Origin of the sequence: Phenylobacterium sp. (genome assembly GCF_965229015.1) — a bacterium.
Lineage (GTDB): Bacteria > Pseudomonadota > Alphaproteobacteria > Caulobacterales > Caulobacteraceae > Phenylobacterium.
The window spans coordinates 1,048,206-1,061,317 of the sequence record NZ_CBDDIM010000002.1 but is presented as its reverse complement, the minus strand read 5'-3'; the positions used below and the strand labels follow the sequence as shown (position 1 = coordinate 1,061,317).

The window sequence follows — 13,112 nt, the reverse complement described above, 5'->3', positions numbered from 1 at the left end:
CTCTACAAAGGGATTTATCCAAATGGACGTTACTGCCGCCAAGTACATCGGTGCGGGCCTCGCCATGACCGGCCTCATCGGCGCCGGCGCCGGCCTCGGCATCCTGTTCGGCAACTACCTGCAAGCCGCCATGCGCAACCCGTCGGCCGCGGCCAACGAACGCGGCATGCTGTTCCTCGGCTTCGCCGTGACGGAAGCCATGGGCATCTTCGCCCTCGTGATGGCCTTCATCATCCTCTTCGTTCAGGTCTAAGCCCCGTGGCCGAGCCCGTGACCGAAGCGGCTCACGCCGCAGCGGGCGCCGCCGCCGAGCATGGCTCGGGCGGTCTGCCTCAATTCGACCTGGCCCAGTGGCCGGGCCAGATGGTGTGGATGCTGATCATTTTCGGCATCCTCTTCTTCCTGTTCTCCAAGGTGTTCGTCCCCAAGCTGGGCGGCACCATCTCGGCGCGCGAGGACCGGATCTCCGGTGACATCGCCGCCGCGCGGAAGATGAAGGAAGAGTCCGAGGCTCAGGCCGCCGCGGTCGCCCAGGAAGTCGCTCAGGCGCGCGCCCAGGCTCAGAAGCTTGCCGGCGACGCCAAGGCGAAGGCCAAGGCTGAAAGCGCCGTCCGCCAGGCCGAGGAGGAAGCCAAGCTCGCCAAGAGCCTGGCCGCCGCCGAGGTTCGGATCTTCGAAGCCCGCGACAAGGCCCTCAGCCAAGTCTCCGGCATCGCCTCCGACACCGCCGAAGCCATCGTGGCCAAGCTGACCGGCAAGGCCGCCACCGCGGCCGAGCTCAAAGCCGCCGTGAAGGCCTAGCTTAGAAAGACTCTGACCGTGGAACTCCTGCAAGACGCGCACACCTGGGTCACCGTCGGGCTCCTGGTGTTCATCGGCGCCCTGATCTACGCCAAGGTGCCGGGCATGGCCGTGGGGGCGCTCGACGCCCGCGCCAAGGCCATCCAGGCGCAACTGGACGAAGCCCAGGCCCTGCGCGACGAAGCGACCCGCCTGCTGGCCGATGTGAAGAAGCAACGCGCCGACGCCGAGAAGCTGTCCGCCGAACTGCTGGCCAACGCCCAGGAGGACGCCAAGCGCATGGCGGCCGAAGCCAAGGTCCAGCTGGAAGACCAGATCAAGCGTCGCGGCGAACTCGCCGAGCGCAAGATCGCCACCGCCGAAGCCCAGGCCTCGGCCGAGGTCAAGGCCGCGGCCGCCGACCTCGCCGCCCAGATCGCCGAGACCGTGCTCACCACGCGCCTGGCGGGTCTGAAGTCCGACCCGCTGATTGACGGCGCGATCGGCCAGATGGGCGCCAAGCTCCAGTAGGCCTTGGTCCCAGCGACGAAAGATCAGAACCCCTCCCTCGCGGGAGGGGTTTTTCTTTGGGGGTTACCGGCGGCGGAAGCGGCGGCGGGTCTTGACGGCGAAGCGCAGCTTCCTCGGCACGACGAGGCGCTCGATGCGCAGGGCCTGTTGCCAAGCCACCAGGACGATCTCCGGCTCCCGCCGCAGCAGGCGGCGGATGGGGAAGACCATCTTGGGGTGGGCGTGCTGGAACTTGACGAAGGTCCGGCGGGCCTTGAACGAATTGCGCAGCACCAGCATCAGGCCGACCACGATCACCGGGATCCCGCCGGGGCCCGGCAGGGGCGCGACCGCGATTCCGGCCAGCACGATCAGCACGCCGAGCAGGGCCAGACCCACGCGAAGGGTCCGCGCCACCAACTCGCGGGCGAAATCGTCTGAGGCGCGCAGGGCGCGCATGCTGGGCATGGCGTAGGACACGTTTTTGTTCGAACCAGGATTTGGGACGCGCGCCCGCTTGGGGAGGTCGGGCGGTCGTCCTGAAGCGCATATGCGAACGCAGAAGAGAGTCGTAAAGGCGACAGCGCCGTTAAATTTTAAGGTTTACGCCCATTTCGGAGACGTCGCGGCGCCGGCGCCACACCCTGAACCGCCTAACGGGCGAAGATCGACCCGCGGCGACGAGGATGCAGGAAGCGTCGCAGCCGACGGGCGAAGCGGTAGCGGCCCGGCAGGATCACCTTTTCCATCCGCAGCATCTGTTGCCAGAACACCGCGGCGATCTCCGGCTCCCGGCGCATCAGGCGCCGTAGCGGGAAGACCATCTTCGGGTGCGCCCGCTGGATGCCGACGAACCGGCGGCGCGCCTTGAAGGAGTTGCGCAGCACGATCATCAGCCCGACCACCAGGATCGGCAGCCCCAGGTGGCCCGGCAGCACCGCCGTCACCAGGCCCACGGCCATGATGGCCAGGCCAAGCATGACGAGCAGGAATCGACCGATCTTCGCCGCCAGTTCGCGGGCAGACTCGTCGGAGGCGCGCAGGGCGCGCACGCTGGGGATGGCGTAGGACACGTTTTCAAACCTGGAGCGCGCGGCCCGCCCAATCGGGGAGGTCGGTCGGTCACCGCGCCCATCAGGTATGGGAACGCCCGACGGAGTCGTAAAGGTTCGGGCGGGTTAAATTTCGTCCAGACTGTAGCTATTCGGCCGCCATGGGCGCCGGCGCCACAGTTGTGGGCTCTGGGCGCCACGTCAACCGAGGCTTGCGGGCCGCCAGGGTCTCATCCAGGCGTCGCAGCGGCGCCAGATAGGGCGCGCCCTTGAACCGCTCGACGTCGCCGGCCTTGGCGGCCTTGGCCAGCAGGATCAGAGCGTGACAGAAGCGGTCCAGCTCCTGCTTGCTCTCGGTCTCCGTCGGCTCGATCAGCATCGCCCCGTGCACCACCAGGGGGAAGTACATGGTCATGGGGTGGAAACCCTCGTCGATCATCGCCTTGGCGAAGTCGAGAGTGGTGACGTCGGTGCCTTCCAGCCAGCTGTCGTCGAACAGGGCTTCGTGCATGCAGGGCCCGTCGGGGAAGGCCGGGGTCATCACCGCAGAAAGCTTGGCCTTGATGTAGTTGGCGTTGAGCACCGCGTCCTCGGCCACCTGCCGCAGGCCGTCGGCCCCGTGGCTGAGCATGTAGGCGTAGGCGCGGACGAACATCCCCATCTGGCCATGGAAGGCCACCATGCGGCCGAAGGCCTGGGCGGCCTCCCCTTCGGTCTCCTCCACCAGCTTGAAGCCCTGACCGTCGCTCACCACCCAGGGGGCGGGGGCGAAGGGCGCCAGGGCGGCCGACAGCACCACCGGACCCGCACCCGGCCCGCCGCCGCCGTGGGGCGTGGAGAAGGTCTTGTGCAGGTTGATGTGCATGGCGTCGACGCCCAGGTCGCCCGGGCGCACCCGGCCGACGATGGCGTTGAAGTTGGCGCCGTCGCAGTAGAAGTAGGCCCCGGCCGCGTGGGTCAGGCGGGCGATCTCGATGATGTCGCGCTCGAACAGCCCGCAGGTATTGGGGTTTGTGACCATGATGGCCGCGACATCGGGGGACAGCTTGGCCGCAAGGTCGGACAGGTCGACCCGGCCGTCGGCGGTCTGGGCGATCTCGGTGACGTCATAGCCGACGAAGGCCGCGGTGGCGGGATTGGTGCCATGGGCGGAGGTGGGCACCAGAACGGTGCGGCGATGGCCCTGGCCCTTGGCCTCATGGGCCGCCTTGATGGTCAGCAGACCGCACAGCTCGCCGTGCGCGCCCGCCTTGGGCGACAGGGCCACGGCCGGCATGCCGGTCATGGTCTTCAGCCAGTGGGCCAGGCGATCCATCAGCTCCAGGGCGCCCTGGGCGGTGGACTGCGGCGCCATGGGATGCAGGTCGGCGAAGCCGGCCAGGCGGGCCATCTTCTCGTTGAGCCGGGGGTTGTGCTTCATGGTGCACGAGCCCAGCGGATAGAGGGCCAGGTCGATGGCGTGGTTCTTCTGGCTCAGGCGCACATAGTGGCGCATGGCCTCCGGCTCGGAGAGGCCCGGCAGGCCGATGGGGGCGCCGCGCACCAGGTCGCCGAGGTCAGAAGCGTCCTGGTCGGGCACGTCGAAATCGACGCCGGTCTTGTCCCAGCCGTCCATCTCGAAGATCAGGGCCTCGTCCTGCAGCAGGCCGCGGGCCCCGGTCAGCGAGGTGTGGGCGACGGCGGAGACGCCGGCCTGCGGCCGCGTCGGGCGGCCGATATTGGACATGCTCATCGGGCGGTCCTCGTGTGCAGGGCCTTGGCGAAGGCGGCGATATCATCGCGGGTGGTGGTCTCGGTGGCGGCCACCAGCAGGATGTCGTCCAGGCCCGCCTTCGGGTCGAGGCGGCTGAAGGGCACGCCGGCCACCACGCCGTCGGCCAGCATGTCCTCCACCATCTGGGCCGCGTTCCCCGGGACCCGGATGGCGAACTCGTTGAAGAACCGCGGCGACAGGATCTCCACCCCGTGGACGGCGGCGAGCGCGTCGCGCAGCTCGCGGGCCCGGCTGTGGTTGAGCGCCGCCAGCTCGCGCAGGCCGCGTTCCCCCAGCAGGGTCATGTGGATGGTGAAGGCGAGCGCGCAGAGGCCCGAGTTGGTGCAAATGTTCGAGGTCGCCTTCTCGCGGCGGATATGCTGCTCGCGGGTCGAAAGCGTCAGGACGAAGCCGCGGGCGCCCTCGGCGTCCACGGTCTCGCCGCAGAGGCGGCCCGGCATTTGGCGGACGAACTTCTCCCGGGCGGCGAAGAGCCCGATATAGGGGCCCCCGTAGTTGAGGCCGACCCCGATGGACTGGCCCTCGCCGACGGCGATGTCCGCGCCCATCTCGCCGGGCGACTTGAGCAGGCCGTAGGAGACGGCCTCGGTGGTCACCACGATCAGCAGGGCGCCGGCGGCGTGAGCGGCTTCGGCGATCTTCGTCACGTCGGTGACGACCCCGAAGACGTTGGGGGTCTGGACCACCACGCAGGCGGTCTCGGCGTCGATGGCCGAGAGCACGGCGGCCTCGGCATCGATGGCCACGGCCTGGCGGGCGATGTCCATGCCCTCGGCGTGGGCGATGGTCTGGGTGACGGCGGCGTAGTGCGGATGAAGGCCGCCCGACAGCACCGCCTTCTTCCGGCGGGTGACCCGCTGGGCCATCATCACCGCCTCGGCGCAGGCGGTGGAGCCGTCGTACATCGAGGCGTTGGCCACCTCCAGGCCGGTCAGGGCGGCGACCTGGGTCTGGAACTCGAACAGGACCTGCAGGGTCCCCTGGGCGATCTCCGGCTGGTAGGGGGTGTAGCTGGTCAGGAACTCCGACCGCTGGATGATGTGGTCCACCGTGGCCGGCACATGGTGCTTGTAGGCACCGGCGCCGCAGAAGAAGGGTCCCGCCCCGGCCGGCCGGTTCTTGGCCGCGAGGGCCGAGAGCTCGCGCTCCACCTCCATCTCGCCGGCATGCAGCGGCAGGTCGAAGAGGTCGGCCTTGCGGGCGGCGGCGGGCACGTCGGCGAACAGGTCGTCGATGGTGTCGGCGCCGATGACGCCGAGCATCTCGGCCCGGTCGAGCGGCGTGAGGGGCAGGTAACGCATGGGTGCTTACAGGGTCCCGAGATAGGCTTCGTAGGCGGTGCGGTCCATCAGGGCCTCGAACTCGCCCTTGTCGGCGACCTTCAGCTTGGCGAACCAGCCGCCGGATTCCGGCACGGCGTTGACGGTGTCGGGGGCGTCGCCGAGGGCGGCGTTGGTCTCCACCACCTCGCCGGAGATGGGGGCGTAAACGTCGGAGGCCGCCTTGACGCTCTCCACCACCGCGAAGCCGTCGCCGGCCTTGACGGTCTTGCCCACCTCAGGGGTCTCGACGAACACCACGTCGCCCAGTTGCTCGGCGGCGTAGGCGGTGATGCCGACGGTGGCCACGTCGCCCTCGAGGACGACCCATTCGTGATCCTTGGTGAAACGCATCGGGGTGATCTCCTCAGACCTTGCGGACATAGCGATTGGGAACGAAGGGCATGGCCACGACCTGGGCGGCCTGCGGCTTGCCCCGGACGATGACTTTCAGCGACGTGCCGGGCGCCGACAGGGCCGGCGGCACGAAGCCCATGGCGATGGGATAGCCGAGGCTCGGCGAGAAGCCGCCGGAGGTGACAATGCCGACAACGGCGCCGCTCTCGTCGGCGATCTCCGCGCCCTCACGGGCCGGGGCGCCCTCCAGGACGCGCAGGCCGACGCGCTTGCGCGACGGACCCTGCGTCAGCTCCTTGGCGATGCGGGCGGCGCCGGGGAAGTCGCGGGCCTCGCGGCGCTTCACCGAGACGGCGAAGGCGAGGTCGGCCTCGATGGGGCTGACGGTCTCGTCCACGTCGTGGCCATAGAGCGGCAGGCCCGCTTCCAGGCGCAGGGAGTCCCGCGCCCCCAGGCCGATGGGGCGGACGCGCTCGTCCTCCAGCAGCAGGTTCCAGATCGTCTCCGCCAGATGGGCCGGCACGGAGATCTCGTAGCCGTCCTCGCCGGTGTAGCCCGAGCGGGAGATCAGGATATTGGTCCCGAAGCCGGGCATGGCGCGGCTGTCCATGAACACCATGCGCAGGGCGGCGGGCAGGTGGCGGCCGACCACGGCGGCGGCCTCCGGGCCCTGGATCGCCAGCAGGGCGCGATCCTCCAGCCGCTCGATGGTGACCTGTCCGGCCAGTTCGTTGTCGATGACCTTGAAGTCGTTGTCCTTGCAGGCGCCGTTGACCACCACGAACAGGCCGTCGTCGTCCGGGCGGGCGGCCATCAGGTCGTCGATCACCCCGCCGGTCTTGTTGAGCAGGACGGAATAGCGCTGCTTGCCCGGCTTCAGGCCGATGAAGTCGCCTGGCGTTATCTCCTCGAAGGCCGAGAGCGGCGAGACGCCGCGCAGGCGGGCCTGGCCCATGTGGGAGACGTCGAACAGGCCGGCGTGCTCGCGGGTCCAGAGGTGCTCCTTCAGCACCCCGTCCCTGTACTGGACGGGCATGGAATAGCCCGCGAAGGGCACCATGCGCGCGCCGGCGGCCACGTGCGCGGCGGCCAGCGGGGTGGTCTTCAGGGCTTCATCGGACACGTATGAGACTCCGGCTGACGATTGCAGACGCCCGCGGAAAATCCGCCTGCGCCCTGCCCCCGCTGTCCTTGGGCCTGAGAGATTTCGGATCGCGCCCATCGGGCCAGATCCTTGCTCCTTCGGCGAGCGACCCGAACGGGGGCCGCTACTTTCCAGCGTTCATCAGCCTTCGCGGTCCGTTTGCCTGAGCGTTTCCGGGGCGGTTGCGCCTTCGGCTCCGGGCTCGAGGCCCGGTCTCTCCCGCGAGAGTCGAGGCGGAACCTGTTCGAAGGGCCGCCATGAGTCAATGCGCGATCGGGCGCCACGGACGGCCGCGTGCCGATTGGCACGGAGAAGACCGGCGACGACCGCTTCCTGCCCTACATCCGCGCGGGTGCGGCGATCCCCAGCAGGTCCAGGGCCTGCTCCAGCTGGCGCAGGGTGGTGTCGGCCAGGGCCAGGCGCGACGCGCGCAGCACCGGCTCGGCCGAAAGGATCGGGCAGGCGGCGTAGAAGCGGCTGAAGGCCTGGGCCAGCTTGAAGGCGTGCTCGGCCACGAAGTGCGGGGCGCGCTTGTCGTAGGCGTCGTTGAGGGCCTGGTCGAAGGCGTCCAGCAGCAGGACCAGATCCCGCTCGGCCGGGTCGGAGACGGTGATGGGGCCGGTCTTGACCCCCTCGCCCTCGGCCTTGCGCAGCAGGGATTTCACCCGCACCGCCTGGTACAGCAGGTAGGGGCCGGTCTTTCCCTCGAAGCTGGAGAAGCGGTCGAGGTCGAAGACGTAGGAAGTGCCGCGGAAGTTCTGCAGGTCGGCGAACTTCAGGGCCGCGACGGCCACCTTGTGGGCGGTGTCGTCGAAGGCGTCGGGGTCGAGTTCGGCGCCCAGATCGGCCTCCCGCAGACGCTCGCGCGCCTTGGTGCGGGTCATCTCGATCAGGTCGTTGAGCTTCAGCACCCCGCCCTCGCGGGTCTTGAAGGGCTTGCCATCGGGGCCGTTCATGGTGCCGAAGCCGATGTGCTCCAGGCTGCCCTCGGCCGCATAGCCGGCCAGGTAGGCCGCGCGGAAGACGGTGGCGAAATGGTCGGCCTGGCGCTGGTCGACCACGTAGAGGACATGCTCCGGGTCGAAGCTGCGCTGGCGGTCCAGCACGGTGGCGAGGTCGGTGGTGCCGTACATGGCCGAGCCTTCGGAGGACACCACCAGCAGAGGATCGGGGCTGGGCGCCACGATCACGGTCCCGTCGGGCAGCTTCTTCTTCTTGGTCTCGCCCTCGCGGGCCACGCGGATGATCCGCGCGCCCTGGTCGTCCACCAGCAGGCCCTTGGCGTCCAGTTCCCTGATCATCGGGGCGATCAGGTCGTCGACGTCGCTCTCGCCCTTCCAGAGGTCGAAATCGACCCCCAGGGCATGGAAGTCCCGCTCGAGGGCGACCTTGGTCACCCGGGCGAAATGCCGCCACAGCAGGTGATAGCCGGGGACCTTGGCCTGGAGTTCAGCCGTCAGCCGGCGGGCCCGGTCGCGGTACTCGGGGTCGGCCTTGCCCTTGGCGGCGGCGGCCGGATAGAGGCGGTCCAGGTCTTCCAGGCTCACCCGGTCCTGCAGGGCGGCGAAGGCGGTCTTCTCCTCCTCCGGCGTCACCGGCCGGCCGCGGCCGTTGAGCTGCTCCACCAGGGCCTTGATGAAGGGGTCCTCGTCCATGACGGCGCCGATGATGAGGCCCATCTGGTAGCCCCAGTCGCCGAAGTGGGCGTCGCCCACCACCATGTCGCCCCGGAACCGGAAGATCCGCTTGATGGCCTCGCCGATGATGGACGACCGCAGGTGGCCCACATGCATCGGCTTGGCGACGTTGGGCCCGGCATAGTCCACCAGGATCCGGCGCGAGGTCGCGACCGAGCCCGCCCCCAGGCGCGGATCGCCGGCGATCTCGTTGGCGCGCGCCGACAGGGCGGCGTCGGAGACCCGCATGTTGATGAAGCCCAGGCCGGCGATCTCCACCACCGACAGGCGCGGATCGGCAGCCAGCATGGCGGTGACGCCGGCGGCGATCTCGCGGGGATCGCGGCGCGCGCTCTTGGCGGCCGCCAGAGCGCCGTTGCATTGAAAGTCCGCCAGGTCGGGCCGGTCGGACGGGGTCACACGGCCCAGCTCGGCCGGCAGACCCGCGGCGGCGAAGGCGGCGGCGACCGCTTCGCTCAGGCCCCGTTTCAGATCACTCATTGACGGTCGGGAGTCCCCGTCGCGGCCACGGCGCCCGTGCCCGCGTTCACCCGGAAGCGTTTGCCGTCACGATTGAAGGCCGCCATCTGCGGCGTGACGTCGAAGCCCACGAGCACCTCGAAATTGGCGCCGCTGGTGGTGTCCTTGGCGCGCGGAATGACGATCTGGGCCATCTTCTCGGTGACATAGACCCGGTCCTGGCCCGGGGCGAAGGTCACCGGCAGGTCGAAGTATTGCTTGGCGATCACCGCCTCGTTGCGCTTGGTCACCGCCACCCAGTAGCGATAGGTCTTGGAGGAGCCCTGGGCCTGCGGGCCGCGGCCCAGCTCGAACAGCACTTCCATCTGCACCTGGATGGGATCGGACTCCTTGTACTGGCAGCCCGCCGAGATCCCCTGGATCTCGCCGGAATAGCCGACATTGGCCGAGGCTTCCTTGTTGTCCTTGAACTCGATGTAGCGGCCGGCGTCGTAGAGCACCTTCACGAAGGGGCACGGTCCGGCGTTGCGCAGGGCCTGTAGCGGCGCCTGGACGTCGTTCCATTCTTCCTTCTGCTTCTTCTTCTTGGCCGCCTCCTGCTCCTGACGCTGCTGGTCGCCGCCGCGGCGGGCCTGCGCCATGGCGAGGTCGGGAAGGGTGGTCGCGGCCGCGAGGAACGCGCAGGCGGCCAGCAGAAGGGAACGGCGCATGGGGTCGTCCAGAACAGAGAGAGTTGTCGCGCGGGGGTCCGCACGGTCGGACCTCTACTACTGACTATCGATTGAGGCCGCAACGCGGCTGGCGGCGGAAGCCTCGGACGCCTAGTTTGGGGTCATGTCCGAACCTGCCCGCCCCCGCCCCCCGCTGACGGTCCTGCTCGCCACCCCGCGCGGCTTCTGCGCCGGGGTCGACCGCGCCATCCAGATCGTCGAGCGCACGATCCAGAAGTACGGCGCGCCGGTCTATGTGCGCCACGAGATCGTCCACAACCGCCACGTGGTGGACCGGCTGAAGGCGCTCGGCGCCATCTTCGTCGAGGAACTGGACGAGTGCCCGGTCGACCGGCCGGTGGTGTTCTCCGCCCACGGCGTGCCCAAGTCGGTGCCCGCCGACGCCAAGGCGCGCCAGATGCTCTATCTCGACGCCACCTGCCCCCTGGTCTCCAAGGTCCATGTCGAGGCCCAGCGCCACTATGACGCCGGGATGGAGATCGTGCTGATCGGCCACGCCGGCCACCCGGAGGTCGTGGGCACCATGGGCCAGCTGCCCGAGGGCGCGGTGACCCTGATCGAGACCGTGGAGGACGCGCGCGCCTTCACCCCGAAGGATACGAGCAACGTGGCTTTCGCCACCCAGACGACCCTGTCGGTGGACGACACCGCCGCCATCGTCGCGGCCCTGCGCGAGCGGTTCCCGGAGATCGCCGCGCCGCACAAGGAAGACATCTGCTACGCCACCACCAACCGCCAGGAGGCGGTAAAAAGCGTGGCCGCCCGCAGCGACGTCCTGCTGGTCCTGGGCTCGGCCAATTCCTCCAACTCGGTGCGCCTGGTGGAGGTGGCCAAGCGCGAGGGGGTGGCCCAGGCCCACCTGATCGACGACGCCTCCTTCCTGGACCTCGCCTGGCTGGAGGGCGCGTCCACCGTCGGCGTCACCGCCGGCGCCTCGGCCCCCGAGGTCCTGGTCCAGGGCCTGATCGACCGGCTCGGCGAGACCTTCGAGGTCACCGTGGAGGAGGTCGACGCCGCCCGCGAGACCGTCAGCTTCAAGCTGCCCCGGGTGCTGGTGGAGGGCTGATGTCCACGATCCGCGCCCTCGCCAGCTACGCCCCGCCGCCCCTGCGCCGCGCGCTCTCGGGCCTGTGGCTCGACATCAAGAGCCTGCCGACGCGACGGCCGGGCGATCCGTGGAGCGTGATCCACAATGTCGGCAATGGCGACCACCACGCGATCGGCCTGCAGGCCGTGGGCTGGCTGCGGACCTATGGCGGCCTGCGCCCCGGCGACGCCCTGCTGGACATCGGCTGCGGCACTGGCCGGATGGCCGCCCACCTGACCGACCATCCCTACACCGGGTTCGATCTCTCCAAGGCCGCCATCGGCATGTGCCGGCGGCGATATCCGCAACTGAACTTCGTCCACCTCGACATCTGGAACGGCGACTACAATCGGTCCGGGACCCTGGCCGAGGACGCGGTGGTGTTTCCGGCGGCCGACGGGGCCATTGATGTGGCCTTCGCCATGTCGGTCTTTACCCATATGCGGTTCGGTCCGGTGCGACACTATCTGGAGGAGGCCCGCAGGGTGCTGAAGCCGGGCGGCCGCTTCGCCTTCACCGCCTTCTCGCCGCGGCCCGCTGAGGCTGCGCAGTTCGACTTCCAGCCCTATGACGCCACCTCGAGCGTGGTGGATCCGCGCAGCCCGGAGCGCGCCATCGCGCACGACGCGGCGGCCCTCACCCAGGCCATCGGCGCGGCCGGCCTGGAGGTGGTCTCCTTCCATCGGGGGAACTGGGCGCCGCCGAGCGACTATGACGGCGGCCAGGACCTCTGGGTGGTCTCCAAGGCTTGACGCCCGGGCCGGCCTCCCCCATCCCGGCGCCAGCATGGCCGTTTACACCGACATCACCGACGAGGAGCTCGCCCTCCTGCTCGCCGACTACGACCTCGGGACGCCGGTGGCGTTCAAGGGCATCGCCGAGGGGGTCGAGAATTCCAACTTCCTGCTGGAGACCACGGTCGGGCGCTACTTCCTGACGGTCTACGAGAAGCGGATGCGGGAGGAGGAGCTGCCCTTCTTCCTCGACCTCATGCGCTGGCTGGCCCGGCACGACTATCCTTGCGCCGCCCCCATGGCCGATCGCGCCGGCCAGACCATCAAGCGGGTGCGGGGCAAGCCGGCGGCCATCGTCGAGTTCCTGCCTGGCCTGTCGGTGCGTCGCCCCACTGCGGCCCACTGCCGGGAGGCCGGAGAGGGCCTGGCCCGCCTGCACCTGGCCGCCCAGGGTTTCCCGGGGACGCGGGCCAACGACCTGGGCCAGGAGGCCTGGGCGCCCCTGTTCGCCACCCTGCGCGGGGCCGCCGAGGACCTGAAACCGGGCCTGGCCGCCACCATCGGCGCCGACCTCGACCGCCTGGCCAAGGCCTGGCCGGTGGGCCTGCCCGCCGGTATCGTCCACGCCGACTACTTCCCCGACAACGTCTTCTTCAACGCCGGCAAGTTCGCCGGAGCCATCGACTTCTATTTCGCCTGTGTCGACGCGCTCGCCTACGACATCGCCGTGGCCCTGAACGCCTGGTGCTTCGAGGCTGACGGCAGCTTCAACATCACCAGCGCCCGGGCCCTGGTGGCCGGCTACGAGCGCCACCGCCCCCTGAGCGACGCCGAGCGCGCCGCCCTGCCGGTCCTGGCCCACGGCGCGGCCATGCGGTTCTTCCTGACCCGGCTGGAGGCCTGGGGCGCGACCCCGGCCGGCGCGCTAGTTCGCCCCAAGGACCCCCTCGAATACGAGCGCAAACTGGCCGTCCACCGCGAGGCGCCCGACCTGGTGCTGTTCGGGGACCCCGCGTGACCCCCAAGGTGGTGATCTATACCGACGGCGCCTGCTCGGGGAATCCGGGACCGGGGGGCTGGGGCGCCCTGCTGATCTCCGGCGGCCACCGCCGCGACATCTGCGGCGGCGAACCCGACACCACCAACAACCGGATGGAGCTGATGGCCGCCATCCAGGCCCTGGAGGCGCTCAACAAGCCCTGCGAGGTCGAGCTCCACACCGACTCCACCTACGTGATGAAGGGCATCTCGGAGTGGATCCACGGCTGGAAGAAGCGGGGCTGGAAGACCGCCGACAAGAAGCCGGTGAAGAACGAGGACCTCTGGCGCCGGCTCGACACCGCCCGCGAGCGGCACAAGGTCGACTGGCGCTGGGTCAAGGGCCACGCCGGCCACGAGCTGAACGAGCACGCCGACGCCCTGGCCGGGCGCGGCCTGAAGGAAGCCTTGATGGCAAACCGCCGTTAGA

15 protein-coding genes and 1 riboswitch are annotated in these 13,112 nt (G+C 69.5%); of the genes, 7 read left to right on the top strand and 8 right to left on the bottom strand.

The window, feature by feature from the left end; all coding sequences use genetic code 11:
• Positions 1-22: 22 nt before the first annotated feature.
• Genes ACO06I_RS21390 through ACO06I_RS21380 form a run of 3 tightly spaced genes read left to right on the top strand, consistent with a single transcriptional unit; the run spans position 23 to position 1,311 of the window.
• Positions 23-253 carry a F0F1 ATP synthase subunit C gene (locus ACO06I_RS21390; RefSeq protein ID WP_421934639.1) on the top strand — a complete coding sequence of 77 codons (231 nt, stop codon included), beginning with the start codon at positions 23-25 and terminating at the stop codon, positions 251-253.
• 17 nt (positions 254-270) lie between these two features.
• A complete protein-coding gene (locus tag ACO06I_RS21385) occupies positions 271-801 on the top strand; it encodes a hypothetical protein (protein ID WP_421934638.1) in 531 nt (176 codons plus the stop codon).
• A gap of 18 nt (positions 802-819) precedes the next feature.
• The gene (locus tag ACO06I_RS21380) at positions 820-1,311 is read left to right on the top strand and encodes a F0F1 ATP synthase subunit B (RefSeq protein ID WP_421934637.1); all 492 of its coding nucleotides are present in this window, start codon (positions 820-822) and stop codon (positions 1,309-1,311) included.
• 63 nt (positions 1,312-1,374) lie between these two features.
• Here the strand turns inward: ACO06I_RS21380 and ACO06I_RS21375 are convergent, their stop codons facing one another.
• The 8 genes from ACO06I_RS21375 to ACO06I_RS21340 form a co-directional block, all read right to left on the bottom strand.
• Positions 1,375-1,758: a PGPGW domain-containing protein gene (locus ACO06I_RS21375; RefSeq protein WP_421935115.1), complete on the bottom strand. Its 384-nt coding sequence runs from the start codon at positions 1,756-1,758 to the stop codon at positions 1,375-1,377.
• 185 nt (positions 1,759-1,943) lie between these two features.
• Complete coding sequence (locus tag ACO06I_RS21370; protein ID WP_421934636.1) at positions 1,944-2,363, bottom strand: hypothetical protein; 420 nt, start codon at positions 2,361-2,363, stop codon at positions 1,944-1,946.
• Between the two features lie 127 nt (positions 2,364-2,490).
• Complete coding sequence (gene gcvPB, locus ACO06I_RS21365) at positions 2,491-4,074, bottom strand: aminomethyl-transferring glycine dehydrogenase subunit GcvPB (RefSeq protein WP_421934635.1); 1,584 nt, start codon at positions 4,072-4,074, stop codon at positions 2,491-2,493.
• Positions 4,071-5,417, bottom strand: coding sequence for an aminomethyl-transferring glycine dehydrogenase subunit GcvPA (gene gcvPA / locus ACO06I_RS21360; RefSeq protein ID WP_421934634.1), 1,347 nt, complete (start codon positions 5,415-5,417; stop codon positions 4,071-4,073). The genes gcvPB and gcvPA overlap by 4 nt, the downstream gene beginning before the upstream one ends.
• A gap of 6 nt (positions 5,418-5,423) precedes the next feature.
• Entirely contained in the window at positions 5,424-5,789 is a 366-nt protein-coding gene (gene gcvH / locus ACO06I_RS21355) for a glycine cleavage system protein GcvH (protein ID WP_421934633.1), read from the bottom strand.
• A gap of 13 nt (positions 5,790-5,802) precedes the next feature.
• Complete coding sequence (gene gcvT, locus ACO06I_RS21350; RefSeq protein WP_421934632.1) at positions 5,803-6,915, bottom strand: glycine cleavage system aminomethyltransferase GcvT; 1,113 nt, start codon at positions 6,913-6,915, stop codon at positions 5,803-5,805.
• A gap of 162 nt (positions 6,916-7,077) precedes the next feature.
• A riboswitch (glycine riboswitch) is annotated at positions 7,078-7,168 on the bottom strand.
• Between the two features lie 106 nt (positions 7,169-7,274).
• The gene (locus ACO06I_RS21345) at positions 7,275-9,113 is read right to left on the bottom strand and encodes an arginine--tRNA ligase (RefSeq protein WP_421934631.1); all 1,839 of its coding nucleotides are present in this window, start codon (positions 9,111-9,113) and stop codon (positions 7,275-7,277) included.
• Positions 9,110-9,802, bottom strand: a complete 693-nt coding sequence (locus ACO06I_RS21340) for a Tat pathway signal sequence domain protein (protein WP_421934630.1) — start codon at positions 9,800-9,802, stop codon at positions 9,110-9,112. The genes ACO06I_RS21345 and ACO06I_RS21340 overlap by 4 nt, the downstream gene beginning before the upstream one ends.
• Positions 9,803-9,926: 124 nt before the next feature.
• On the opposite strand from ACO06I_RS21340, the gene ispH reads away from it, so the two are divergent.
• From ispH to rnhA, 4 genes are read left to right on the top strand one after another with little or no spacing between them, the layout of a single operon-like run.
• On the top strand, positions 9,927-10,889 hold the full coding sequence (gene ispH, locus ACO06I_RS21335; protein WP_421934629.1) for a 4-hydroxy-3-methylbut-2-enyl diphosphate reductase: 963 nt from the start codon (positions 9,927-9,929) through the stop codon (positions 10,887-10,889).
• Positions 10,889-11,662: a class I SAM-dependent methyltransferase gene (locus ACO06I_RS21330; protein ID WP_421934628.1), complete on the top strand. Its 774-nt coding sequence runs from the start codon at positions 10,889-10,891 to the stop codon at positions 11,660-11,662. Before ispH ends, ACO06I_RS21330 begins: the two co-directional genes overlap by 1 nt.
• Before the next feature lie 34 nt (positions 11,663-11,696).
• Positions 11,697-12,662, top strand: coding sequence for a homoserine kinase (thrB, locus tag ACO06I_RS21325; protein ID WP_421934627.1), 966 nt, complete (start codon positions 11,697-11,699; stop codon positions 12,660-12,662).
• Positions 12,659-13,111 carry a ribonuclease HI gene (gene rnhA / locus ACO06I_RS21320; RefSeq protein ID WP_421934626.1) on the top strand — a complete coding sequence of 151 codons (453 nt, stop codon included), beginning with the start codon at positions 12,659-12,661 and terminating at the stop codon, positions 13,109-13,111. Before thrB ends, rnhA begins: the two co-directional genes overlap by 4 nt.
• The last annotated feature ends 1 nt before the right edge of the window (position 13,112 follow it).